The sequence below is a fragment of the Pseudomonas asuensis genome (assembly GCF_014646755.1).
In the GTDB taxonomy this organism is placed as follows: Bacteria; Pseudomonadota; Gammaproteobacteria; order Pseudomonadales; family Pseudomonadaceae; genus Chryseomonas; species Chryseomonas asuensis.
In genome coordinates this window covers 95,483-118,716 of sequence record NZ_BMNW01000008.1, presented here as the reverse complement: position 1 = coordinate 118,716, position 23,234 = coordinate 95,483, and the positions used below count along the sequence as shown (strand labels likewise).

The 23,234-nt window shown below is 56.6% G+C and carries 16 protein-coding genes; 7 read left to right on the top strand and 9 right to left on the bottom strand.

The genetic code is table 11. The features are described from left to right. Positions 1-256: 256 nt before the first annotated feature. The 3 genes from IEX86_RS17265 (at position 257) to IEX86_RS17255 (ending at position 3,175) form a co-directional block, all read left to right on the top strand. Entirely contained in the window at positions 257-1,489 is a 1,233-nt protein-coding gene (locus IEX86_RS17265; RefSeq protein WP_188867383.1) for a tetratricopeptide repeat protein, read from the top strand. 15 nt (positions 1,490-1,504) lie between these two features. Then, complete coding sequence (locus IEX86_RS17260; protein WP_188867382.1) at positions 1,505-2,458, top strand: DMT family transporter; 954 nt, start codon at positions 1,505-1,507, stop codon at positions 2,456-2,458. Between the two features lie 261 nt (positions 2,459-2,719). Then, a complete protein-coding gene (locus IEX86_RS17255; protein ID WP_150348536.1) occupies positions 2,720-3,175 on the top strand; it encodes an Lrp/AsnC family transcriptional regulator in 456 nt (151 codons plus the stop codon). Between the two features lie 23 nt (positions 3,176-3,198). Here IEX86_RS17255 and IEX86_RS17250 read toward each other — a convergent pair whose 3' ends face one another. Further along, complete coding sequence (locus IEX86_RS17250) at positions 3,199-4,272, bottom strand: saccharopine dehydrogenase family protein (RefSeq protein ID WP_188867381.1); 1,074 nt, start codon at positions 4,270-4,272, stop codon at positions 3,199-3,201. A 261-nt stretch (positions 4,273-4,533) separates the two neighbouring features. On the opposite strand from IEX86_RS17250, the gene IEX86_RS17245 reads away from it, so the two are divergent. Further along, positions 4,534-5,697 carry an acyl-CoA dehydrogenase family protein gene (locus IEX86_RS17245; protein ID WP_188867380.1) on the top strand — a complete coding sequence of 388 codons (1,164 nt, stop codon included), beginning with the start codon at positions 4,534-4,536 and terminating at the stop codon, positions 5,695-5,697. Between the two features lie 9 nt (positions 5,698-5,706). After that, the gene (locus IEX86_RS17240) at positions 5,707-8,565 is read left to right on the top strand and encodes a response regulator (RefSeq protein WP_229685395.1); all 2,859 of its coding nucleotides are present in this window, start codon (positions 5,707-5,709) and stop codon (positions 8,563-8,565) included. Positions 8,566-8,846: 281 nt separating this feature from the next. Here IEX86_RS17240 and IEX86_RS17235 read toward each other — a convergent pair whose 3' ends face one another. Both IEX86_RS17235 and IEX86_RS17230 read right to left on the bottom strand, forming a co-directional pair. Next, complete coding sequence (locus IEX86_RS17235; RefSeq protein WP_188867379.1) at positions 8,847-10,157, bottom strand: PQQ-dependent sugar dehydrogenase; 1,311 nt, start codon at positions 10,155-10,157, stop codon at positions 8,847-8,849. An 82-nt stretch (positions 10,158-10,239) separates the two neighbouring features. Next, positions 10,240-12,414: a malate synthase G gene (locus IEX86_RS17230; protein WP_188867378.1), complete on the bottom strand. Its 2,175-nt coding sequence runs from the start codon at positions 12,412-12,414 to the stop codon at positions 10,240-10,242. Between the two features lie 182 nt (positions 12,415-12,596). On the opposite strand from IEX86_RS17230, the gene IEX86_RS17225 reads away from it, so the two are divergent. Continuing rightward, a complete protein-coding gene (locus tag IEX86_RS17225; protein ID WP_188867377.1) occupies positions 12,597-13,148 on the top strand; it encodes a glycine cleavage system transcriptional repressor in 552 nt (183 codons plus the stop codon). On the opposite strand, the gene rarD is transcribed toward IEX86_RS17225, so the two are convergent. After that, complete coding sequence (gene rarD / locus IEX86_RS17220; protein ID WP_188867376.1) at positions 13,121-14,023, bottom strand: EamA family transporter RarD; 903 nt, start codon at positions 14,021-14,023, stop codon at positions 13,121-13,123. The two genes, IEX86_RS17225 and rarD, sit on opposite strands and share 28 nt — an antisense overlap. 247 nt (positions 14,024-14,270) lie before the next feature. Here rarD and IEX86_RS25510 point away from each other — a divergent pair, with 247 nt between their 5' ends. Further along, a complete protein-coding gene (locus IEX86_RS25510; protein WP_188867548.1) occupies positions 14,271-16,298 on the top strand; it encodes a methyl-accepting chemotaxis protein in 2,028 nt (675 codons plus the stop codon). A gap of 52 nt (positions 16,299-16,350) precedes the next feature. On the opposite strand, the gene IEX86_RS17210 is transcribed toward IEX86_RS25510, so the two are convergent. The 5 genes from IEX86_RS17210 to modA form a co-directional block, all read right to left on the bottom strand. Then, positions 16,351-17,325, bottom strand: a complete 975-nt coding sequence (locus tag IEX86_RS17210) for a serine/threonine protein kinase (RefSeq protein WP_188867375.1) — start codon at positions 17,323-17,325, stop codon at positions 16,351-16,353. Between the two features lie 217 nt (positions 17,326-17,542). Then, complete coding sequence (locus IEX86_RS17205) at positions 17,543-19,438, bottom strand: PhoX family protein (RefSeq protein WP_188867374.1); 1,896 nt, start codon at positions 19,436-19,438, stop codon at positions 17,543-17,545. Between the two features lie 137 nt (positions 19,439-19,575). Next, the gene (locus tag IEX86_RS17200) at positions 19,576-21,525 is read right to left on the bottom strand and encodes a PhoX family protein (RefSeq protein WP_188867373.1); all 1,950 of its coding nucleotides are present in this window, start codon (positions 21,523-21,525) and stop codon (positions 19,576-19,578) included. 264 nt (positions 21,526-21,789) lie between these two features. Further along, positions 21,790-22,491, bottom strand: coding sequence for a molybdate ABC transporter permease subunit (gene modB, locus IEX86_RS17195; protein ID WP_188867372.1), 702 nt, complete (start codon positions 22,489-22,491; stop codon positions 21,790-21,792). Further along, the gene (gene modA, locus IEX86_RS17190; RefSeq protein WP_188867371.1) at positions 22,478-23,227 is read right to left on the bottom strand and encodes a molybdate ABC transporter substrate-binding protein; all 750 of its coding nucleotides are present in this window, start codon (positions 23,225-23,227) and stop codon (positions 22,478-22,480) included. Before modA ends, modB begins: the two co-directional genes overlap by 14 nt. Positions 23,228-23,234 lie beyond the last annotated feature (7 nt).

Below are 23,234 nucleotides of genomic sequence, written 5' to 3'. Positions count from 1 at the left end.
GTGGATCATGAGTAAATACTCATTTCTCTATGAGTAAGGATTAGTGGAATTATACGCATCGCTCAGGACATACCAACAGCCACAACGAGTCCTGCGCTCTGCCTGATGTGCCTATAGGCGCTTTGGATAGAACGACGGCCTGCCGGTTAACTCGGCGGCTGGCGCCATGCACGACAAGATCAACAACAGCAGGTGCTATCCAGTTAACGCTATCCAGGGCTTTTCTTACTCGACATATGGATATAGAGGGGCGGGTATGAGTGCTAATGTCAGGTACTTCAACGGCTGTTTGATCACTGACGGCTGTTCAGCGATATGGCCCGAAATCAACGTGCCATTTCTGTCGCTCAAGGGGATACCCGAAGCGGCCATCGCACAAGAGCCCAATCAGGCTATCTTTCGCTCGCTGCTCAAGGGCTTTGACGCCATTACTGGCTGCGAACTGAAGGATGTCTACAAGTTTGCCCGCTACCTGAGCGCCCTCTCGGAAGACATGCCCGCCGAACTGATCAATATCGTGCGTGCATTCCGCAAATGGGTGGAGTTCGACTACGCCGGAGCACGTGCGCTGTTTCAAGCGCATATCCAGGCCTATCCCACGGATGTACAGGCAATCTTCTTTATTCATATGCTCGACTTTTGCACCGGACGAACCGCCGCGCTAAAGCCGATATTTACCTTGTGCGACGAGTACATTGAAGAGTCCCATCCGCTGTACTCGTTCTACCTGTCAATCAAGTCGTTCGTGCTGTGTGAGTCTGGGCTGTTCGATGAGTCGCTGGCCGTAGGACTGGAGTCCGTTCGGTACTGCGCCGCCAATATCTACGGCATGCATGCTGTTGCTCATGCCTTGCACGAGAAAGGCATGTGGGTTGAGCTAAGGGACTTTCTCGAAGACTCCAAGGAAGAGTGGATACGCAACCCTGGCATGCGCATGCATGTGTATTGGCATCTGGCGATTACCTACAAACAGTTGGGTAATTATGCTGCGGCAAAGATGGCCTTTCTGGAGTTCTATGCGCTCAAGAATGATCGCTTCTCCAAGCAGGATCTGGATGCGGTGGGTTTTCTCTGGCGCTTCAAGCTTGAAGACATTACCAGCCACGAATTTGATGAAGTCTGGAAGGAGCTGGCCCTTCTGTGGTCCGGCAGCATCGCGACCTCAACGTCCCATTTTCACAATATGCATGCGGCCTTCGCCTTTGCTGGCGCCAATCAGCCACTGCTCATCGACAAGATGATGGCGGAGTGTGATGGATTTGGTGTCGAGGCTGAAGCGCATCTGGCCGGGCTGGACATTATTCGCGCCATTGCCTTGTTCGCGCGGGGTCAATACGAGGAGTGCTACTACATTCTTGCCGGTTGCCGGCATCAGTGGGCGAGCCTGGGTGGCAGCCGCGCGCAACGGGAGCTGCTCGACCTGACCCTGAATTTCTGCAAGGCCCATATACAGTCTCAAGCCGAGCTTGAGCGACTGATGTTGATGTAGGCGAGGGTGATTTAGATGTCGGACGCAACAGCCCTGGCGCAGCCAGATGACAAGCTTCTGGTGTATATGAAATTGACCGCCGTCTCGGTGATCTGGGGCGGCACCTTTGTGGCTGGGCGTTACCTGTCGGCCGGAGTACCGCCGCTGGCCTCGGCAGGGCTGCGTTTCCTGCTGGCCAGCCTGACCCTGGTCCTTGTGCTGGCTGTCACCCGGCGCCTGTTTATAACGCTCAGCGTAAAGCAGGTCATTCACCTCTTCTGGCTCGGGTTCTTTGGCATCTTTACGTATAACCTGTGCTTCTTCTACGGGTTGCACCTGATCAGTGCGTCCCAGGCTTCGCTGATTGTGGCGCTGAATCCGGCCATGATCGCGTTGACGACATTTTTCGTCGACCGTGAACGGTTGGGGCTGGTCAAGACTGGCGGGATTGCAGCCTGCATTCTGGGCGCAACGACCGTTATCGTCAGCAAGGATGCCTCGGTACTTGAGGCGGCGGGCGGAAGCTGGCTGGGTAACCTTGTGATTTTTGGCTGTGTGGTCAGTTGGGTGATCTACAGCGTCTTTTCACGGCCTCTGGTACGTGAGATCGGCCCGCTGCATACCGTAAGTTTCTCGGTCTTGTGCGGGACGGTGCTGCTGCTGTGCACCGCTATCGGAACGGGTGACCTGAACTGGACCGTTGTTGCCAGCCTGACAAAGGCGCAGTGCTTCAGCCTGGCCTATCTGGGCGTGATCGGCTCGGCCTTGGCCTATATCTGGTACTACGATGGCATCAAGCGGATCGGGGCAACCCAGTCGGGTGTATTCATCGCCTTGAACCCGGTTTCTGCTGTGTTGATGGGCGTGGTGATTCTCGGCGAGCAGCTCACCCCTTTGATGATTGTGGGCGGGGGTTTGGTTCTACTGGGTATCTACTACTGCAACAAACCTCCCAAGACGCTTTCTCTCGGCGTAAGCCGTACCGCGTAATCCGGCGGGCAGGCCAGAGCGCTCCACCTCAGGCCCAGCCACCACCCCGGATGTTGGGTAGCCAAGGAAGGCTGCCATTTTTTAAATCAAAATACGCCTGTACTTAATGCGGTATCACCGGTTTCTGCAACAGTATTGGCCGGCACGCCACGCTGGGATGACGCGCAGTCTTGCAAGACGGGCAATAAGCGGAACCGGGCATTGACGCTGACCGCAGACGCTCCTAGGCTCCGCTTCTCCAAACCCTGGCGCGTATTCTTCATGTATCCGAAAGTCGATGCTACCGATTGGCAACTGATTCGCCTGCTTCAAGCCAATGCCCGCGAGTCCACGGCAACGCTGGCGCGTAAGCTCAATCTGGCGAGGACAACGGTTGTCTCACGGCTCGCCCGGCTTGAGCGCGAAGGCGTGATTACAGGGTATGGCGTACGTTTGGGTGCTTCGGTGGAGGCGGGTGCAGTCAGGGCTTATTGCAGCATCAGCGTGTTGCCAAGAAGCGCAGCGCAGGTGATCAAGGCATTGGCGTCAATGCCGGAAGTAGAAGAAGTATCAGCAGTAAGCGGTGCGTTCGATTATCTTGCGTTCATCTGCTGCGAGCGGCATGAGCAGCTCGATGAATTGCTTGATCGAATCGGCGCCATCGATGGGGTCAAGCAAACCCAGACATCGATCATCCTGACCCGCAAGATTGACCGCCGCAGTGAGCCGTCCCGATAGCTGACGGCTCACGACGCGTAGCCTTATGCCGGTTCGCCGTAAACGCGGCCGAACCGGTTGTTCAGAAAGACGTTCAGATCAATCTCTTCCTGGCGGATAAAACCGGACTGCGGCAGTTTCTTCTCGCGGAACAGGTCCAGTGCAGTGCAAATTCCGGCAGCAGTAGTGATCTGAATGGCGCTGGTCAGCTTGCCGCGCTGCTCGGCAGCGAAAATCTTGCGGCTGAATACCTCCTGCACCAGTTTGCCGTCGCGCATGCCATTTACCGTTACGAACACCAGCACCACGTCCTGCATGGTAGTGGGCACCGAGTCGCGCATGATGCGCTTGAGTGTTTCCTGATCACCGGCCAGGCGCAGCTCCTCAAGCAGGAATTTCATCAGGTCCCGATGACCTGGATAGCGAACAGTCTTGTAGTCCAGGGTTTCAACGCGGCCGCTCCAGGTTTCACAAAGCGTGCCCAGGCCACCCGAGGTGTTAAAAGCCTCATATTCCACACCATCGAGCGAAAAGTGCTCCAGGCCTTCCAGCGGCTGCACAAGATTCAGCTTGCCGTGACGAACCGCTTCACAGGGGTGACAATATTCATTGATCAGCCCGTCCACGCTCCAGGTCAGGTTGTACTTGAGCGAATTGGTCGGAAACTCGGGCAGCGCACCTACACGCATCTTCACTTCACGTACACTGTCAAAACGCGAAGCCAGCGTGTGAGCTGCGATACCGATAAAGCCGGGCGCAAGACCACACTGCGGCATGAAGGCCGTAGACGAGTCCTCTGCCAGGTCACGAATAGTCTTGGTGGCGTGTACGTCTTCGGTCAGATCGAAATAGTGAGTGCCTGTGGCTTTGGCGGTCCGGGCTACTGCAATTGCCATATGGTAGGGCAAGGCATTGAGTACTGCATCGCTCCCTTCCAGTACCTGCTCCAGATCGTTACCGTCCGGACTTACCTCACGCGTCTCGATACCCAGTGCTGCCAGCCGAGCCAAGGCGTTGGGGTCACGGTCAGCCACAACGACCCGATAATCACCGGAGTCCTGCAGCAGTTGACTGATGGTGTAGCCAATGTGGCCAGCCCCGAGAAGCGTGATGTTCATGACCGTTCCTTGTTGTTGTGTGGAATGGCATCAGCTTAGAGAGGCGTACTGCCGGTCATAAGATACAAAGCGTCTTTTATTAGGGTGCTTTTTCGTCGTTTCGACGAAGTCGATAGCGAAACGTCTACCGTTAAACATATGGAGGGGTCAGACGCCCAGTAGGGCACTATCCCCTCATTTCATTACTCAGTATGAAGTACTGATCATAGAGACTGAGTTCTGTCATGATGGCCACTTGTCTCTTTAGAGGTGATACAAGCGATGGATTATCATTTGTCGTCTAAGCTCACCGCCCTGAAATCAACCGCTGAAGAAGTCGTTGATCAGGCTATTGCCCCACTTGCGAGTAAGGTGGACCAAGACTGTTTATGGCCTGATCACTCGATAAAAGCATTATCGGACGCAGGCCTGATGGGCCTTCAGGTTCCGGTGGCACAAGGTGGCCACGGGCAGGGGCTTCTGGCATTAAGCGTGATTACCGAAACCATCGGCAAGGCGTGTCCTTCCTCTGCGCTTTGTTTTGGCATGCACTGTGTCGGGACTGCGGTTATTGCAGCCAAGGCCACGCAGTATCAGAAAGAACATTATCTGGAAGCGATTGCTGCCGGTCGTCATCTCACCACGTTGGCGCTGTCCGAAAGCGGCTCGGGCGCTCACTTTTATTTGCCTGCCACTCAGATCACTACCTGTGGTGATGAATTTGCCGTAAACGGCATCAAGCAGTTCGTGACCAATGGCGGTCATGCCGATTCATATGTGGTCTCGACAGTGGCAAGCGAGGACGATAATGAAGAGGGCGATTTTAGCTGCTTGATTGTGGACAGTAAGGCGCAAGGCCTGGAATGGCGGGAGCCCTGGAACGGTTTTGGAATGCGTGGCAATTCCTCACGAGCGTTGGGGCTGAACAACGTGCGTGTGCCCGTAAAAAACCTCCTGGGTGAGCCAGGCGATCAGGTGTGGTACGTCTTTGAGGTCGTTGCTCCTTTTTTCCTGATGGCGATGGCGGGTACTTACCTGGGCATTGCCCAAGCCGCACTTGATGCTGCCGGTGAACATCTGCGTACGCGCAGCTACGCCCATTCGGGTGAAGCGCTGCGTGATATTGAGACCTTGCAGACCCGTTATGGAAGCATGTGGATTGCGCTCGAAAAAACACGTTCGCTGGTTCGCGAGGCTGCAAGGCTGGGTGATCTTGGCGAGCCAAACGCTCTGCCTTTCATCCTGGCCTGCAAGGCAGATGCTGGTGATACCGCTGTTATGTTGGCTAACGAGGCCATGACCATTTGCGGCGGCTCGGCTTATCGCGAGAACAGCCGCGTGTCCCAGATGCTTCGTGACGCCCGTGCCAGCCATGTCATGTCACCCACGACGGATCTATTGAAGTTATGGACAGGCAGAAGCTTGCTCGGCCTTCCCTTGCTCTGAGTATGCTTTGTGATCTTTAAGACTGTTGCCATCATTGCGTCAGACAAGCCCCATGCGGGTGATGAGGTGTCCGTGCTTGGCACGGCACTTCAATCGCAGGCGTTGGATGTGCGCTATTACCGGGATACCGACGCCTTAAATGGGCTTGCTGCGGAAGATGAGCCTGCGGTTGTGATTCTTATGCCTTCACTTGGCAAGCCGGCAATGGTTGGCAAAGCTGTCCGGGCCGCCTGGTCTCAGTGCGAGCTGATCTTTGCCCGTGCACCTGATGAGCAGATGGATGCCTTTCGAAAGACCCTGGGGCTTGCCCCAATGCTGGGCGCCCATTGGTCAATTGCCGAGTTGCAGCCAGATACCTTGGCAATACAGGCGGCTCAGGCGGCCAGTCGTGCACGAAGGCGCATTAAGCTGCGTACCACCCTGGATCAAGCCAACGCCAGCCTGAGCGCGACACGCACGGTAGACGATCATGAGTACCGCCGCCTGCGTACGGCTGATTACTACCTGGCTAACTTCATCAATGCTGCTCAAGAAGCCATTATTGGAGTCGATGCGCGGCTTGATGTGTTGTATTGGAGCGCAGGCGCTGAGGAGCTGCTTGGCTTGAGTGCCAGGGAGACGGTAGGCCGTACCCTCAGAGCCTTGCCGTTTTGGGCGCCGATGCTGGATAAACTGGTCGAGAAGGTTGCTGCCGGCCAGAGGATGCATGTGGTCGAGCACCGCTGCACACTGCGTGATGTTGACGTTGTGCTGGAGGTCATGCTGTCGGCTGTTCGCGATGAGTCAGGCGCGCTGATTGGTATATCAGTAACCCTTCGCGATGTTTCGGCGCTGGTTGCTGAACGGCTGGCCCACGAAGAATTTGGACGGGCCATCCGGCAGGAGCGACAGCATTTACAACAGCTGTTCGAACAGGCACCAGGGTTCGTGGTGGTTACTCAGGGCCCGCAGCATTTGGTCGAGCTGGCTAACCGGGCTTTTTATCAGCTGGTAGGTCACCGTAACATCATCGGTAAGCCTGCGTCAGAGGCTTTTCCTCGACTCAAGGATCAGGCCCTGCTGGAGTGGCTGGATCGGGTCTATTCCACCAAGCGGCCTCATACCGGTCGCAGCATGGCAGTCTATGTGCAACGTGCGCCCGATACTCCGGCAGAAACCCGCTACGTCGATTTTGTCTTCCAGCCGGTCATTGCCGAGAATGGTCTGGTAAGCGGTATCTTCTTTCAAGGGCATGACGTTACGGCGCAAAAGCTGGCCCAGGAGGAGTTGCAGCGCTCACGGGAAAACCTGCAAATGCTGGTGGAAGAACGTACCCGTGAGTTGGAACGGAGCCAAATGGCACTGCATCAGTCCCAAAAGCTTGAGGCCATCGGCAAGCTGACGGGTGGCGTTGCCCATGACTTCAATAACGTCTTACAGATTATCGAGGGCAACCTTGAGCTGTTAAGGCCTGTAGTGGGGCACAGCCCTGGTGGTGTAGCCAAACTGGATGCAGCCGTAGCCGCGGTTGGCCGTGGCGCAAAACTGTCTTCTCAGCTATTAGCCTTTGCACGTCGGCAACCCTTGAAACCTGTTCCGACCAACCTGAGTCGTTTGCTGCGCGGTATGGATGATCTGCTCAGGCGCGCCTTGGGTGAGGGTGTTCAGATCGAGACGGTGATTGCGGGCGGTTTGTGGACGACCATGGTCGATCCCAATCAGCTGGAGAATGTGATCATCAATCTGGCGATTAATGCCCGTGATGCCATGCAAGGCAATGGCAAGCTCACCCTTGAGCTTAGTAACGCCATGCTGGACGATCATTACGCCCAATCACAAGCTGATGTTTTGCCAGGGCAATACGTCATGTTGGCTGTATCCGATACAGGGTCAGGCATGCCGCCTGACGTCATTGAGCATGCTTTTGAACCGTTCTTCACCACAAAACCTGAAGGGCAGGGAACAGGGCTGGGTTTGAGTATGGCCTATGGTTTCGCCAAGCAGAGCAGTGGCCATATCCGTATTTACAGTGAGATGGGCAGCGGTACGACAATCAAGCTGTACTTGCCGCGCACCCATGAAGTGGAGATAGCATCCCCGGCAGTAGTGAGCGGCACGGTTATCGGGGGCGATGAAACGATTCTGGTGGTTGAGGATGATCTGGCCGTTCAGGCAACCGTCATCGACCTGCTGGGCGGACTTGGCTACAAGGTGTTGCGCGCCAATGATGCGCAAAGTGCGCTCAGCATCTTGCAGAGCGGCCTGCATATCGATCTGCTGTTTACCGATGTTGTGATGCCGGGCCCGATGCGCAGCCCGGACTTGGCACGTCAGGCCAAGCAACTATTACCCGACATTGCTGTGTTATTCACATCAGGCTATACCCAGAATGCCATCGTTCATGGGGGGCGGCTTGACCCTGGCGTCGAGCTGCTGAGCAAGCCGTATCGGCTGCACGATCTGGCACGCAAGATTCGGCAGCTGCTGGCCAGCCATAAACCTGTGACGCTAGCTAAGAGCACCGCGGCGTCTGCGCCTATCGAGAAAGCGGTCAGTACTCAGCAGGTTCTGATACTTGAGGATCAGGCCGACCTGCTTTTTATGGCCTGTGAAATGGTCGAAATGCTGGGATATACTGCTAAGGGCTGCGGCACGGCAGAGGAGGCGCTTGAGGTCTTGGGACGATTGAGGTTCGACATCTTGCTGACGGATGTTAACTTGCCGGGTATGTCCGGGATTGATCTCGCCCATGAAGCTGCACGGCAGCAGCCTGAGCTGCGGATCATCTTTATGTCCGGGGAGGGGGCGATATCCGCAAGCGTAAAATCAACGTCACTGCCCAAACCTTTCAACGTGCAGCAGCTGAAAGAAGCATTAGAGTCTTCCTGACAAGATAGCAGCAGCTTTTGCTATCACGACAAGCGCTGCCTGCTGCCGAGTGCTTCACTCCAGGGGGGCAAGGTCGTTGAGCATTAACCCTGCAAGGCTTCGGCCCGGGGCTTCTGATTGCCCTGGCGGTTGCTGTAGCAGGTTGCGTCCTGTTCCAACCATAGGACCTGCCCTATGGGGTGTGGTGACAGCCGCTGCGGTTTTTATAGCCATTGCCCGTTTGGAAAAGCATTAAGGCAAGTGCCTGGGCTGCTTAAGACAGCCCAGACACGTTGGCCTGCTTACTTCGCCGCGGTTACTCGCCAGATGACATTACCCACATCATCCGCGACGAGCAGAGCGCCCTGCTTGTCATTGATGACGCCTACCGGACGGCCCTGAGCTTCTTCCTTCTGGTTGAGGAAACCGGTCAGTACATCCTGGGGTGCACCGTTGGGCTTGCCATCCTGGAAGGGGATAAAGACAACTTTGTAACCGCTCTTGGGCTTACGGTTCCAAGAGCCGTGCTGGCCGATGAACATTCCATAACGGTATTGTTCCGGCAAGGCCTCTCCTTTGGAGAACGTCAGGCCCAGCGAGGCGGTATGCGTGCCAAGGGCATAATCCGGCACGATGGCTTTGGCGACCAGGTCAGGGCGCTGTGGTTTGACGCGTTCATCTACGTGCTGGCCGTAATAGCTGTAGGGCCAGCCATAGAAGCCGCCATCTTGAACAGAGGTGGCATAGTCCGGCACGAGGTCGCTGCCGATTTCGTCACGCTCGTTTACCGTTGTCCAGAGCTTGCCAGTCTGTGGCTCCCAATCCATGCCGTTGGGGTTACGCAGGCCGGTGCCATACAGACGCATTTTGCTGGTAGCACGGTCCAGTTCCCAAATGGCGGCGCGGCCCTCTTCAATGTCCATGCCGTTCTCACCGACGTTGCTGTTGGAGCCAACGGTGATGTACAGCTTGCTTCCATCGGGGCTTGCGATCACGTTCTTGGTCCAGTGATGATTGATGCCGGCTGGCAGGTCGACCACCTTGGTGCCCTTGTCCTGAATGGTCGTGTCGCCTGCCTTGTATGTGAAGCGCACCAGCGCATCGGCATTGGCCACGTAAAAGTCATTGCCGACCAGCGTCATGCCAAAGGGCGAGTGCAGCCCCTCCAGAAAAGTCGTGCGGGTTTCAGCAACGCCATCATGATCGGCATCGCGCAGCAGGGTGATGCGGTTGGCGCTGGGCACACCGGCTCCGGCCTTGCTCATCATCATGCCCTGAACCTGCTTGCGGATATTGAAGCCCGCTGGCTCTTGTGTGGGCTTGTTTGATTCAGCAACCAGAACGTCACCGTTGGGCAATACATAGATCCAACGAGGGTGATCAAGGCCCGAAGCAAAGGCGTTGACTTGCAGGCCCTGGGCAGCAGTGGGTTTAGCGCCTTCGGGCCAGCCAGTGGCGGGCGCTACGTTGACCAGTGGAATAAGGCTGGTCTTGGGTTCGGGGAGTTGTGGCTTGGGGCCATAGGCGGCATCTGGGCCAAGCTTGGACGGCTCGCCACATCCGGCCAAGGCGATAGCAAGCGCTGAAGCGTACAGGGGACGAAGAGTGGTCATGGGTAACGCCTTTTATATAGTTGATGGTGCGTTCCATAGGTCCCGTCAGCCGCTACTGCAAAGGCGTATCAGCGAGACCTGTTCATTGCCTCCGCGCCTTGGCCTCACGACGTCTACGATGCAGGATCGGCTCGGTATAGCCGCTGGGCTGCTTCGCTCCCTGCAGAACGAGGTCCAGGGCAGCTCGAAAGGCGATATTGCCATCGAAATCAGGCTCCATGGCGCGGTAATGGGGATCGCCTGCATTTTGCTGATCCACCACTAGAGCCATGCGACGAAAAGCTTCGATCGTTTGTTCCCTATTGATGACGCCATGATGCAGCCAATTTGCAAGCAACTGGCTCGAAATGCGCAGTGTGGCACGGTCTTCCATGAGTCCCACATCATCTAGGTCAGGCACTTTGGAGCAGCCGATACCCTGATCGATCCACCGCACTACATAGCCCAGGATGCTCTGTGCGTTGCTGTCGAGTTCTTCCTGGATCTCCTCGGCATTGAGTTCAGCGACATCAACCAGCGGAATGTTCAACAGCTCATCCCGCGAGGCGGGTAGGCGCTTGGCCAGCTCAATCTGCCGTACGGCCACATCCACCTGATGATAATGAATGGCATGCAGCGTTGCCGCCGTGGGGGAGGGAACCCAGGCCGTACTGGCGCCGCTTTGTGGATGGGCGATCTTTTGTTCGAGCAGGGCGGCCATCATGTCGGGCATGGTCCACATGCCTTTGCCGATCTGTGCGCGGCCACGCAAACCACAGGAGAGGCCAATGCTCACATTATTCTCTTCATAAGCCTTGAACCAGACAGCCTGTTTCATGGCAGTCTTGCGAATCAGTGGCCCGGCTTCCATCGAGGTATGGATTTCATCGCCTGTGCGATCCAGAAATCCTGTATTGATAAACACGATCCGTTCCTGCACCGCAGCAATACAGGCCTTGAGGTTGAGGCTGGTACGCCGTTCTTCATCCATGATGCCGATCTTGAGAGTGCAGCGTGGCAAACCGAGAAGGTCCTCGACCCGCTCGAACAGTTCACCCGTAAAGGCTACCTCTTCCGGGCCATGCATCTTGGGCTTGACGATATACACCGAGCCCGTGCGTGAGTTGGGTCGCGATGTGTTGCCGTTCAGGTTGTGCAGGGCACACAAGCTGGTAAAGACGGCATCAAGAATACCTTCCGGGACTTCATTGCCATTACGATCCAGAATGGCATCATTAGTCATCAGGTGCCCTACGTTGCGGGCGAGCAACAGCGAGCAGCCGGGCAGGATCAGCTCGCTACCATCAGCAGCGATATAGGGCCGATCCGGGTTCATGATTCGCGTAAAGGTCTTGTCGTCCTTGGTAACCTCTTCGGTCAGATCGCCTTTCATCAGGCCTAACCAGTTACGGTAGACCCGCACCTTGTCTTCGGCATCCACCGCCGCGATGGAGTCCTCACCGTCAACGATGGTGGTCAGCGCTGCTTCCAGAAGAATATCGCTTACGCCTGCCGTATCAGCCTGACCTATCGGGCTGTTGCGGTCGATCTGAATCTCGATATGCAAACCGTGATGCTTGAGCAGTATGGCATCAGGCTGTGAGGCCTGGCCGCGATAACCCACAAAGGCCTCTGGCTCAACCAGACAGACATAGCGGCTTTCGCCAATCTCGGCCATGAGTTCGCCACGCTGAATGCTGTAGCTTCTGACGTTGCCATGAGAGTACTCGGCCAATGGTACGGCTTCGTCAAGAAAGCCCCGAGCGTAGGCCACGACTTTCTCGCCGCGGATCGGGTTGTAGCTATCGGCGATTTCCACTGTGCTGTCTTCGGGAATTGCATCGGTGCCATACAAGGCGTCATACAGTGAGCCCCAGCGCGCATTGGCGGCATTGAGGGCAAAGCGTGCGTTCGTGGCGGGCACGACCAATTGTGGTCCGGCAAGCTGGGCAATTTCCGGATCGACATTGGCCGTTGTGATCTTTACCTCGCCCGGCTCAGGGAGCAGATAGCCGATCTCCTCAAGAAAGGTTCGATAGGCAGGCGCGTCATGCGGCTGACCGAGGTGCTCCAGATGCCATCGATCGATACGCGTCTGAAGACGGGCACGCGTTTCCAGGAGGGTGCGATTTCTCGGTGCAAACGCGTCCACAAGCTGTTCGAGGCCACTCCAGAAGTGATCGATATCAACGCCTGTACCCGGAATCGCCTGAGTCCTTACAAACTCATGGAGGACGGTGGCCACTTGCAGACCGCCAACGGTTTTTCTTTTATTCATTATTCGCCTCGCTTGGCTGTACGACGCGCCGATATTCGGGAGCTATCTGGCCATGTGACTAAGCCTTGCTGGAAAAGTGTCTGCCACAAGCAAAACGATGGCAGGCTCCTGTAAAAACTATGCCTGCAAGGTTGGCTGGCTGTTCTACGCTGAGGGGGATGATTACCAAAAGGAGCGCTACCGTGGATGTTCTGGTCCTTACCATCATTGCCCCGGATCAACCGGGCTTGGTTGAACAGTTGGCCGACTGTGTTGCTGAGCGGGGCGGCAACTGGCTGGAAAGCCGTATGTCGCGCATGGCAGGCCAGTTCGCCGGAATTCTAAGCGTCAGCGTAGTGCCAGAGCAGCGTGAAGCCTTGGTCGCTCAGCTGAAAGGGTTGGATGTGAAGGGGATGCGTGTGCTGGTAGCGGAAAGCCGGGTAGAGCAGGCACCCAAGCCTCAGCTCATTCAGCTGGATTTACTGGGTAATGATCGCCCTGGCATCGTTCGCGATATTACGCGCCAACTCAGCCGACTGGGCGTGAATGTGGAGCGGCTCAGTACTGATGTGCGTGCAGCGCCCATGAGCAGCGAAGCGTTGTTCCATACCACGGCTCTTTTGGCGCTGCCGGCTACCCTTGAATTGGACACGCTCCGCCAGAGCCTGGAGACCCTGGCGGACGATCTGATGGTTGAGCTGGTTGTGTACCGTGACAACCACGACAGTCAGTCGCGAGCTGCGGGCGCGGAGTAACGGCGCAGCGAGCGCCAGGCATCAAAGCTGAACACCGCAAGGCCTGCCCAGATGCAGAGGAAAGCGGCCATCCGCTCCATGGGGAAGGGCTCGTGGAACAGAAAGACCGCCTGCACCAGTACCAGCGTTGGTGCCAGGTACTGTAGAAAGCCCAGCGTGGAGTACGGCAACTTACGAGCCGCTGCATTGAAACAGAGCAGCGGGATCAGCGTAACCGGGCCGGACAGAATCAACACAAGGGCCATCGGTGACTGCCAAAGCGCCGGATCCAGACTGACCTGTTGCGTCAGCAACGGCAGTGCGATTGCAGCCAGTGGCACCAGCAGCCATGTTTCGACCATCATGCCGGGCAGTGCCGCAACCGGTGTCCCCTTGCGAACCAGACCATAGAAGGCAAAGCTGAACGCCAACGCCAGGGAAACCCATGGCAGTCCGCCCAGCGTCCAGACCTGCTGGCCTACGCCCAACGCAGCCATACCTACTGCGATCCATTGTAAGGGGCGCAGCCGCTCACCCAGTACGATCATGCCCAGCAGCACGTTGATCAGTGGGTTGATGTAATACCCCAGGCTTGCCTCCAGAACATGGTTGTTGTTAACGGCCCAGATATAGATCAGCCAGTTACCTCCTACCAGGAGGCCGCTCAGGCACAGGCGTGCAATACGCGACGGATTGGCACGCAGCTCCTGCCACCAGCCAGGATGCTTCCAGACCAGAAGCAGCAGGGCGCCGATTGAAGCCGACCAGAAGATACGCTGAATCAGGATCTCGACGGGAGGAATGCTGGCAAGCAGCTTGAAGTACAACGGAAACAGTCCCCAGAGCGCATAGGCCGTAAGGCCGAGTACGTAACCCTGGCGGGGGGATGTGGACATGGTGTATCTCGAATATTCGTAGGCCCCTAATCATAGCTTGCCAGCAGGGAAAAGGCCGCTTTTCCCATGGGGTCGATTATGTTGTTCAATGATAAAAGGCCTTCAGTTCCCCTGTGCCGGGTCGAAACCCTGATAGACCACACATACGTGCTGCTGAGGATGGCGGCCCATTATCCTGGGCAGTGCTGTTTTCAACGCTGCGGGTGGGCGCACGTCTGGCATTCTCTTTTATCAGGTAACTTTCATGATGAACTTGTTTTCCCGGCTTAAGCCTGCCGCCACCCAGTCCGGGGGGGTGATAAGCGTACTGAGCACTTCCGGGCAGTTACAAAACCACCTGAAAACCCTTCGGTTCGAACCAACCTATATCGCAGGCTTTGTTTCACCCCATGTCGACCTGGACAAGGTCGCCCGCGCGGTAGCCGAGCGGTTTCCTGGTGCTGTAATTACCCTGTGTACGACCTCGGGCGAGCTGAGCAGCCAGAACGACCAGCTTTATTGCGCCACGGGCAACCAGTGGGATCGCGTTGTGCTGCAGATGTTTGATGCCAGCATCATCGCCTCGGCAGAAACCGTTTATGTACCCCTGGAAAGTCAGGATATCCGCGCTCGCGGGCCTCGTATGTCCATGCAGCAGCGGATTGCCAAGCTGATCGAGTCGATTAAGCGGCTGCGTGTAAACACGACTATCGACCATCGCGATACCTTGGCCTACGTCACCTTTGATGGCCTGTCGGCGTCCGAGTCGTTCTTTATGGAAGCCCTCTACGAGTCGGGCCGTTTTCCCTGCCTGTTCGTAGGCGGTTCTGCCGGTGGCAAGACCGACTTTGTGAAGACACTGATCCACGACGGCAAGCGCAGCTATGAAAACCATGTTCAAATTGTGTTTCTGAAGTGCGCCCGTAATGCCCGTTTCGGTGTGTTCAAGAGCCAGAACTTTGAGCCAACCACAGTTAGCCTGAGTGTGCTAACCGCCTCACTGGAAGAGCGTTACATCAGTCAGGTGATCGATTCCAAGGGCAACATCCGCTCGATGGTAGCAGCCCTGTGCGAGTCGCTGAATTGCGAGCCGAAGGATTTGGAAAAGCGTCTGGCCAATTATTCGTTTGCCATTCGGGTAGGGGAAGAGTTATTCGTTCGCTCCATTGCACAGATCGACTACGACAAAGAGCGCATCCACCTCTTTTGTGACGTAGCACCAGGCGAAGAGCTGGTGATGGTCAAGCGCACGCCCATTCTTGAGGCCACCCGCAAAGACCTTCAGCGCTTCCTGCAAGGCAAGTCCGGTAAGCCGTTAGGAGGGCTACTCAATGATTGCATCCTGCGTCGGCTGAACAATGGCAATGATCTGGGCCGCATGAACGAGGCGTTCGATAATATCCCGGTGGTAGGATTCTCCACCTTTGGTGAAATCCTGGGCCTCAACCTGAACCAGACGCTGACGGCAGTGTTCTTTTTCCGGACGCCGGAAGGTGCGCCGTTCCGTGATGAATACATCGATAACTTCACCGCACATTACGGCGAGTTCAAGGCCTTCTTCTTGCGTCGGCAGATCAAGAAACTGGCGGGCTTGAGCCAGGTGGTGGTCAAGCAGATCGATGAGTTCAAGCGCAAGAACTTTGCCAGCTACATCGACAGCAACGGCCTGGATGACCATATCAAACCAGTTTTCCGCGGTCTTGAAGATCTGGGCGTCGTGCTGCACCAAGCGGATCAGCATCAGGAACAGATTGCCCAGCAGTTGAATCACTATGCCGGTGAGCTGCACGTGTCGATGGATGACCTTAGCTCAACTATCAATCAGCAGGGCGGCGTGATCGATCAGGCAGGTGGCACCGTCAAGAGCCTGTCCAATCAGGCTGACAATGTGGTGCGTAGTGCTAATGATCTGGCGCAGTCGAGCCTGAAGATCCAGTCCATCGTGCAGATGATTCAGCAGATCGCCGGCCAGACAAACCTGCTAGCGCTCAACGCTGCCATCGAGGCTGCCCGTGCAGGCGAGCAGGGGCGTGGATTTGCCGTGGTGGCGGATGAGGTGCGCAAGCTGGCGGAAAAGACCCAGCAGAACGCCGGGGAGATCGGTACGGATATCGACAAACTGGCCGAGGAAATCCGTCAGGTAGCACAGCAGGTTGAAGTGCAGTCTCAGGATGTTAATGCTCTGACTGAATTGCTGGGTGCGCTGGAAGGCTCCAGCAGCGCAACAGCAAGCACATCACGTCGGACCAAGGATGTCGCCGATACGCTGATTGGATTAGCCCGTAACGGTCATTGATCCTGATTGCCAAAGCCGCCTGAGTAGAACCAGGCGGCTTTGTTTTTTCAGATCAGAAGAGCCGCAGCGGCTCCTCATCCAGTGCCGACAATTGCTCACGTAGCATCAAGACTTGATCACCCCAATAACGCTCGGTCCCGAAAAAGGAAAAGCTCTTCGGGAAGGCCGGATCGTCCCAGCGACGTGCCAGCCATGCGCTGTACTGCAAGAGGCGTAATGAGCGCAGTCCTTCGATCAGGGCCAGCTCACGCGGTGCAAAGTCGTGAAACTCCCGGTACCCATCCATTAATTCTGAAAGCTGTGACAGGCGCTCCTGTCGATCGCCGGCCAGCATCATCCACAGGTCCTGTACCGCTGGCGCCATGCGGCAATCGTCGAGGTCGACCATGTGAAAGGTCTCGTCGCGGTAGAGCAGGTTGCCGGGATGGCAGTCCCCATGCACGCGGATATTGGTGTACTTAACCGAGTTAAATAGCGTATCCAGCTTTTTGATCAGATCACGCGCTACGGACTCATAGGCAGGCAACAGGCTTTTCGGGATAAAGCCGCCGCTCAGCAAGGTATCCAGCGAGGCATGCCCAAAACTTTGCACGTCAAGCGTCTCGCGATGCTTGAAGGGGCGACTGGCACCAATCGCGTGTAGTCGGCCGAGGAGCTGGCCCAGCCGGTAGAGCTGTTCAAGGTTGCCCGGCTCAGGTGCACGGCCACCACGGCGGGGAAACAAGGCAAAGCGAAAGCCGCCGTGCTCGAACAGGGTTTCACCGTCCCGCTTTAGTGGCGCAACGACAGGAACTTCATGCTCGACCAGCTCGTAAGAAAAGGTATGTTCCTCGCGAATAGCGGCATCGGTCCAACGCTGTGGACGGTAGAACTTCGCTATCAGGGGCTGTTCATCTTCAATGCCTACTTGATAGACCCGGTTTTCATAACTGTTAAGTGCCAAGATACGCGCATCGCTGAGATAGCCGAGGCTTTCCACGGCGTCGATCACCACGTCAGGGCTGAGTGTATCGAACGGGTGTGACATGGATATCCTCCTACAACGCATCTGGAAGCGGCCATATGCCGGTTCTGAATCGGAATGCTAGCAGGTTGGATGCCTGGACGGGACGAAGGTGCGATACCGCAGACGGTGGAGTGCCTGACGGTGCGGGAAAAACAGGCAGGTAGGGGCGCTGGATGATGGTAGACCGGATGGCGCGGATACGGCACAAGGACCATATCCACGCTCTACGGCCGTATCGTCAGGCGCCAATCACCCCGCCATCATCACGGGTGATGACCATAACTGAGGAGCGTGGCCGACCGTCGGGCAGATGTTCGGGAAAGGTCGAGCCGCCTTCTTCGCCAGGGTGCTGGATGTTGACGAACAAACTGCGCTGGTCAGGGGAGAAGGTAATGCCAGTGACTTCGCAACCGACCGGGCCCACCATGAAGCGGCGGATCTCACCGGTGTTCGGATCGGCGCACAGCATCTGGTTATTGCCCATACCCGCAAAGTCACCTTTGTTGCTGTAGTCTCCGTCCGTGAGAATCCACAGCCGGCCGGCCTCATCAAAGCCCAGGCCGTCCGGGCTGTTAAACATGTTTTGTGCATTTACATTGTGTGAGCCACCGTTGGCTGTCCCCTTGTGTACCTCTGGGTTACCGGCAATCACAAACAGATCCCAGTCAAAGGTCATGGCTGCAGCATCCTTGCTGTGTTCGCTCCAGCGCAGGATCTGGCCATACACATTATTGGCACGTGGGTTCGGGCCGCCTACCGGCTGGCCTTCGCCGCCACGCTTGCTGTTGTTGGTCAGGGTGCAATAAACCTGACCATCTTTGGGGCTCACGGCAACCCATTCTGGTCGGTCCATACGGGTGGCGCCAACCTTGGTGCCTGCCAGACGGGCGTGGATGAGCACTTCTGCCTGATTGTTGAAACCATTCTCAGCGGTCAGGCCGTTTTTACCATGGGTCAATTCAATCCATTGCCCGCGACCTTTGGGATGATCGGGATTGCCGTCGCCATCATCGAACGTCGCCACGTATAGCGTGCCGTGGTCGAGCAGGTCTCGATTGGCTTTAGGGTTGGAGGCATCATACCGGTCACGGCTAATGAACTTGTAGATGAACTCACCGCGCTCATCGTCGCCCATGTACACCACTACGCGGCTGTCACCAGTCAGTGTAATGGCTGCGTTCTCATGCTTGAAGCGGCCTAGGGCCGTGCGCTTGATGGGTTCAGCCTTGGGATCGAACGGATCGATTTCTACCACCCAACCATGCCGGTTCAGCTCGTTGGGGTTCTTGGCCATATCAAAGCGTGGGTTGTATTTATGCCAGTCGTTGCCCTTGCTCTCGACGGTCACGCCATAACGCTTCTGTGCAGCGTCGAATGTGATAGCTGCGTCGGTACTGCCAAAGCAGTCCGTAAAGTTTTCTTCGCAGGTCAGATAGGTGCCCCATGGCGTTTTGCCGTTCGCACAGTTCTGGAAGGTGCCCAGTACATGGGTGCCGCTTGGGTCGGCCTCGGTCTTGAGCAGGGCATGTCCTGCTGCCGGGCCGCTGACCTGAATTGGCGCATTGCCATGGATACGACGGTTGAACTCAGAGTCACGTACGAAACGCCATTGCCCGTCAACGCGGCGCACTTCGATGACCGACACCCCTTCAGCAGCAAGTGCTTTATGCACATCGTCGGCGGACTGGGGCACCTTGCCATTCGCCAGCAAGTAACGGTAGTTGGTGTACTCGTTGTTGATCGCCATGAGCGCCCGGTCCGGGTCGTCCGGGAACGGGAAAAAGCTCATGCCGTCGTTATTATCGCCGAACTGACGCTCTTGAGCGTCTGCTGTGCCAGTGCCGTCATGCTTGAAGGCAGGCACATCAGAAAACAATGGCTCTCCCCAGCTGATGAGCACCGATGCCCGGTAACCCGGTGGAACGATCACGGTATCGGCTGTAGAAATCGGAAGGTTTTCAAAGCCCAGTAAGGTACTGCCAGAGGCCTGTGACACACTCTGCGCCAATACGCTGCGCGGAATGAGCTGGCCGCCAAGAAAGAGTGCGGCGCCACACAAGGCGCCCGCGCCAATGAAGCGACGGCGGCTCAAGCCGGCCAGCCGTTCCAGATCGGTAGGGGTATCGGAATGCATAACAGGCTCCTTGTATGCGATGGCGCGACGCTATCGCGCTTATATGACCAGATCATGTCAGTCCAGGTATTAGCGGTCACAAACCGACAAGCATAAAAAAGCCGGCAGAATGGCTGCCGGCTTTTCTTACGGGCGGTTTACGCTCCGATAACACCACCGTCGCGGCGGGTGATCGCAATGACGGTTGAGCGCGGACGGCCATTGGGCAGGTAGTCCGGGAAGCCCCCAGTGGGGTGCTGGAAGCCGACAAACATCGTCTTGTAGTCCGGTGAGAAGGACAGGCCCGTGACCTCACACCCGACCGGCCCTACCAGGAATCGGCGGATTTCACCGGTGTTCGGGTCGGCGCACAGCATTTGGTTGTTGCCCATGCCTGCGTAGTCGCCCTTGTTGCTGTCGTCGCCGTCAGTCTGGATCCACAGGCGACCAGCCTCATCGAAGCCAAGACCGTCCGGGCTGTTGAACATGTTGTCGGCGTTGATGTTTTCCGAACCATCGTACGGATCTTCCGGGTGCACCGCCGGGTTGCCCGCGACGATGAACAGGTCCCAGTCAAAGGTCAGGGCTGCTGGGTTTGGCTCTTCCCAACGCAGGATCTGGCCGTAGATGTTATTGGCGCGTGGGTTCGGGCCGTTGACCGGCATGTCGGCACTGCCGCGCCTGCTGTTGTTGGTCAGGGTGCAGAAGACCTGTCCATTAATGGGGCTCACCGCGATCCATTCCGGACGGTCCATACGGGTTGCGCCAACCTGTGAACCAGCCAGTCGGGCATGGATCAACACTTCGGCCTGGCTGTTGAAGCCGTTGGCCTTGGTTAGGCCATTTTTGCCATAGGTCAGCTCGATCCACTGGCCGCGACCTTTCGGGTGATTCACATCGCCGTCGCCATCATCAAACTTGGCAACGTACAGCGTACCGTGGTCAAGAATGTCACGGTTGGCCAGGGGCGTGTTCGGGTTGTAACGGCGATCGCTGACAAACTTGTAGATAAACTCGCCACGTTCGTCGTCGCCCATGTACACCACAACACGGCCATCCTGGGTCGTGGTTACGGCAGCGTTTTCGTGTTTGAAACGGCCTAGGGCGGTGCGCTTGACTGGAGTGGAATCTGGGTTGAACGGGTCGATTTCTACGATCCAGCCAAAGTGGTTAGCTTCGTTAGGATGCTTAGCCAGATCAAAACGCTCGTTATGCGGATACCAATTGTTGTCGCTGTTGGCAGACAGGCCATAACGCTTCTGAGCCGCATTAAGCTTGATGTTCTTGTCGGTGCTACCAAAGCAGCCGTTGAAGTTTTCTTCGCACGTCAGGTACGTGCCCCAGGGGGTCTGGCCGCTTGAGCAGTTCTGGAACGTGCCACGGGCACGCTTGCCGCTAAGCTCGACCGAAGTACGCAACAGGTCATGGCCGGCAGCCGGACCCTTGATGTCCATCATCACGTTGCCATGCACGCGACGGTTGTAACGGGAGTCGCGCTTGAAGACCCAACGGCCCGCGCGACGGCGGACTTCGATCACCGAGACGCCTTCTGCAGCCAATGCCTTGCGTACATCATCCGGGGAAGATGGCTGACGGCCATCGGAAAACAGGTATTCGTAGTTAGTGTATTCGTTGTTGATGGCGATCAGAGCGCGATCAGGATCAATACGGCCGAATTTGTTATAGAACGGGAAGAAGCACATGCCATCGTTGTTGTCCCCGAACTGCAGCTCCTGATCTTCCGAAGTGTTCGTACCGTCATGCTTGAAGTCCGGCACGTTGGAGAACAGCGGTTCGCCCCAGCTGATCAGGTTGCGGAATTCATAACCTGCTGGAAGCACGACTTGGTCGGCCGTCGAGGCAGGTACGTTCTGAAAGCCCAATAACGGACGTGCGGCCCGTCCGGAATTACCGCGTGCCGCTTGGGATACCTGACTGGCCAGAGCATTACCTGACAGCAGGTTTCCACCCAGGAAGAAGGCGGCACCACACAGGGCACCGGCACCAATAAAGCTACGGCGCTTCAGATTGACGATGCGTTCCAGATCGGTAGGGGTGTCGTCATCAAGCAGATCGCTATTGATGTGTTGTTCGTTTTGCAGGCTCATCAAGGTGCTCCTCACAGGCGTAGCGGGCGCAAAACCTCAGGCGAGAGCGAGTACAACGAACCCCGCAAGCTTGTTTATCAGAATGATCAGGCTTGCCGGCTCACGTCGCGTCTTCGTGTACAGGTTTCGGGATTGTGTTGGACGGTCGACGCGAAAGTAGAGAGGCATTGTGACGGCGGTGTTGCAGGTTACATTTGGTAACAAATGTCTTGATATTGGGTTGGGGAGTGACCGTATCGGCCACTGCCAAGTCACTAGTGGCCTTCAGCGACGGCTGGTTATGCGAAGTGCTGAATAGGACCTGTTGTCGCTGTTGCCGTATACGAACAGCAGAATCAGGAAAGAGAGCACCAGCAGAAAGCCTGCGAGCCGATGGGCCTCGGTATATTGCAACGCTTCCACATGCTGGAAGATCGCAATCGACACTACCTGTGTCTGCCCGGGAATGCTGCCTCCTAGCATGAGTACCACTCCGAACTCGCCCAAGGTATGCGCAAATGCAAGGCTTGCTGCGACCAAAAGGCCCCGTTTGAGCAAGGGAAGGGTCACCCGGATGAATCGCTCGATACGGCCACACCCAAGGGTTGCAGCAGCCTCGAACAACCGAGGGTTTAGCTCACGAAAAGCAACGGTGAGTGGCTGCACCACAAAAGGCAGGGAATAGACCAGAGAGCCCATGACCAGCCCGGCAAAACTGAAGGGAAGCGGATGACCAAACACCTTTTCCCAGGCGCTACCCAGCACTGAATCCGGCGCAAAGACGACCAGCAGATAAAAGCCCAATACAGTTGGCGGTAGCACCAGGGGGAGCGCAATTACTGCATCCAATACCTGGCGCAGGCGGGTCTGCTTACGCACTCGCCAAGCCGCCAGCGGCAGACCGATCAGCAGAAGCAGGGCCGTAGACAGCACAGCCAGCTTGAGTGTTAGGGCCAGGGCCTGCCAGTCACCTTCACTGAGCAGCACAGCCTGGCTCGCCTGGGAGAGAGTAACCTGCCTGATGCAAGGTGTTTTTCTGGTTATCGAAGAATGCTACGAAGCGCTTGGCTGCATCGAGCTGATCACCTTTCGCTAAGATGATGCGCTTTTGCGTCAGAGGATCATGCAGTGTGGCATCGACAATGGCGTATTGCGCTTCCGGCACATTGCCGGCCTTGACCTGGCTCAGTGCTACAAAACCAGCAGGTGAGTTGCCTGTTTTAACGAAATTGTAGGTTTGTCCGATGTCTTGCCCATAAGCCATGCGCGGCTTGATGATCTCCAGTACGCCGCTGCGGTCTAGTGCCTGCAAGGCGGCGGCTCCATAGGGCGCCGTCTCGGGATTTGCCAGCACTACACGCTTAAGAGGCAAATTATGAATATCGGGCTTGCCGCTGGTTTGCCAGAGCGCTAGCTGGCCGCACGCATAGGTCCGGTTCTCGGTGCCTTTACCCGCATCTGCCAGTTTATCTGGCCGAATGGCATCCGCAGAATAGAACACGTCGAACGGTGCGCCGCGTTGAATCTGCTCGAAAAAGGCACCGCTGGAGCCACCGGCCAGCTCTACGTTGGCACCTGTTTCTTTTTTGTAATCCGCGGCGATAGTCTGCATGACGGGCAGCAGGTTGGCTGCCACAGCGATGCGCAGGTGATCAGCCGCCTGAGCGCTGGCACCTATGAACAACGTGGTCAGGGCTGCGACAGTTAAAAGCCGTTTTCTCATTAAGGAT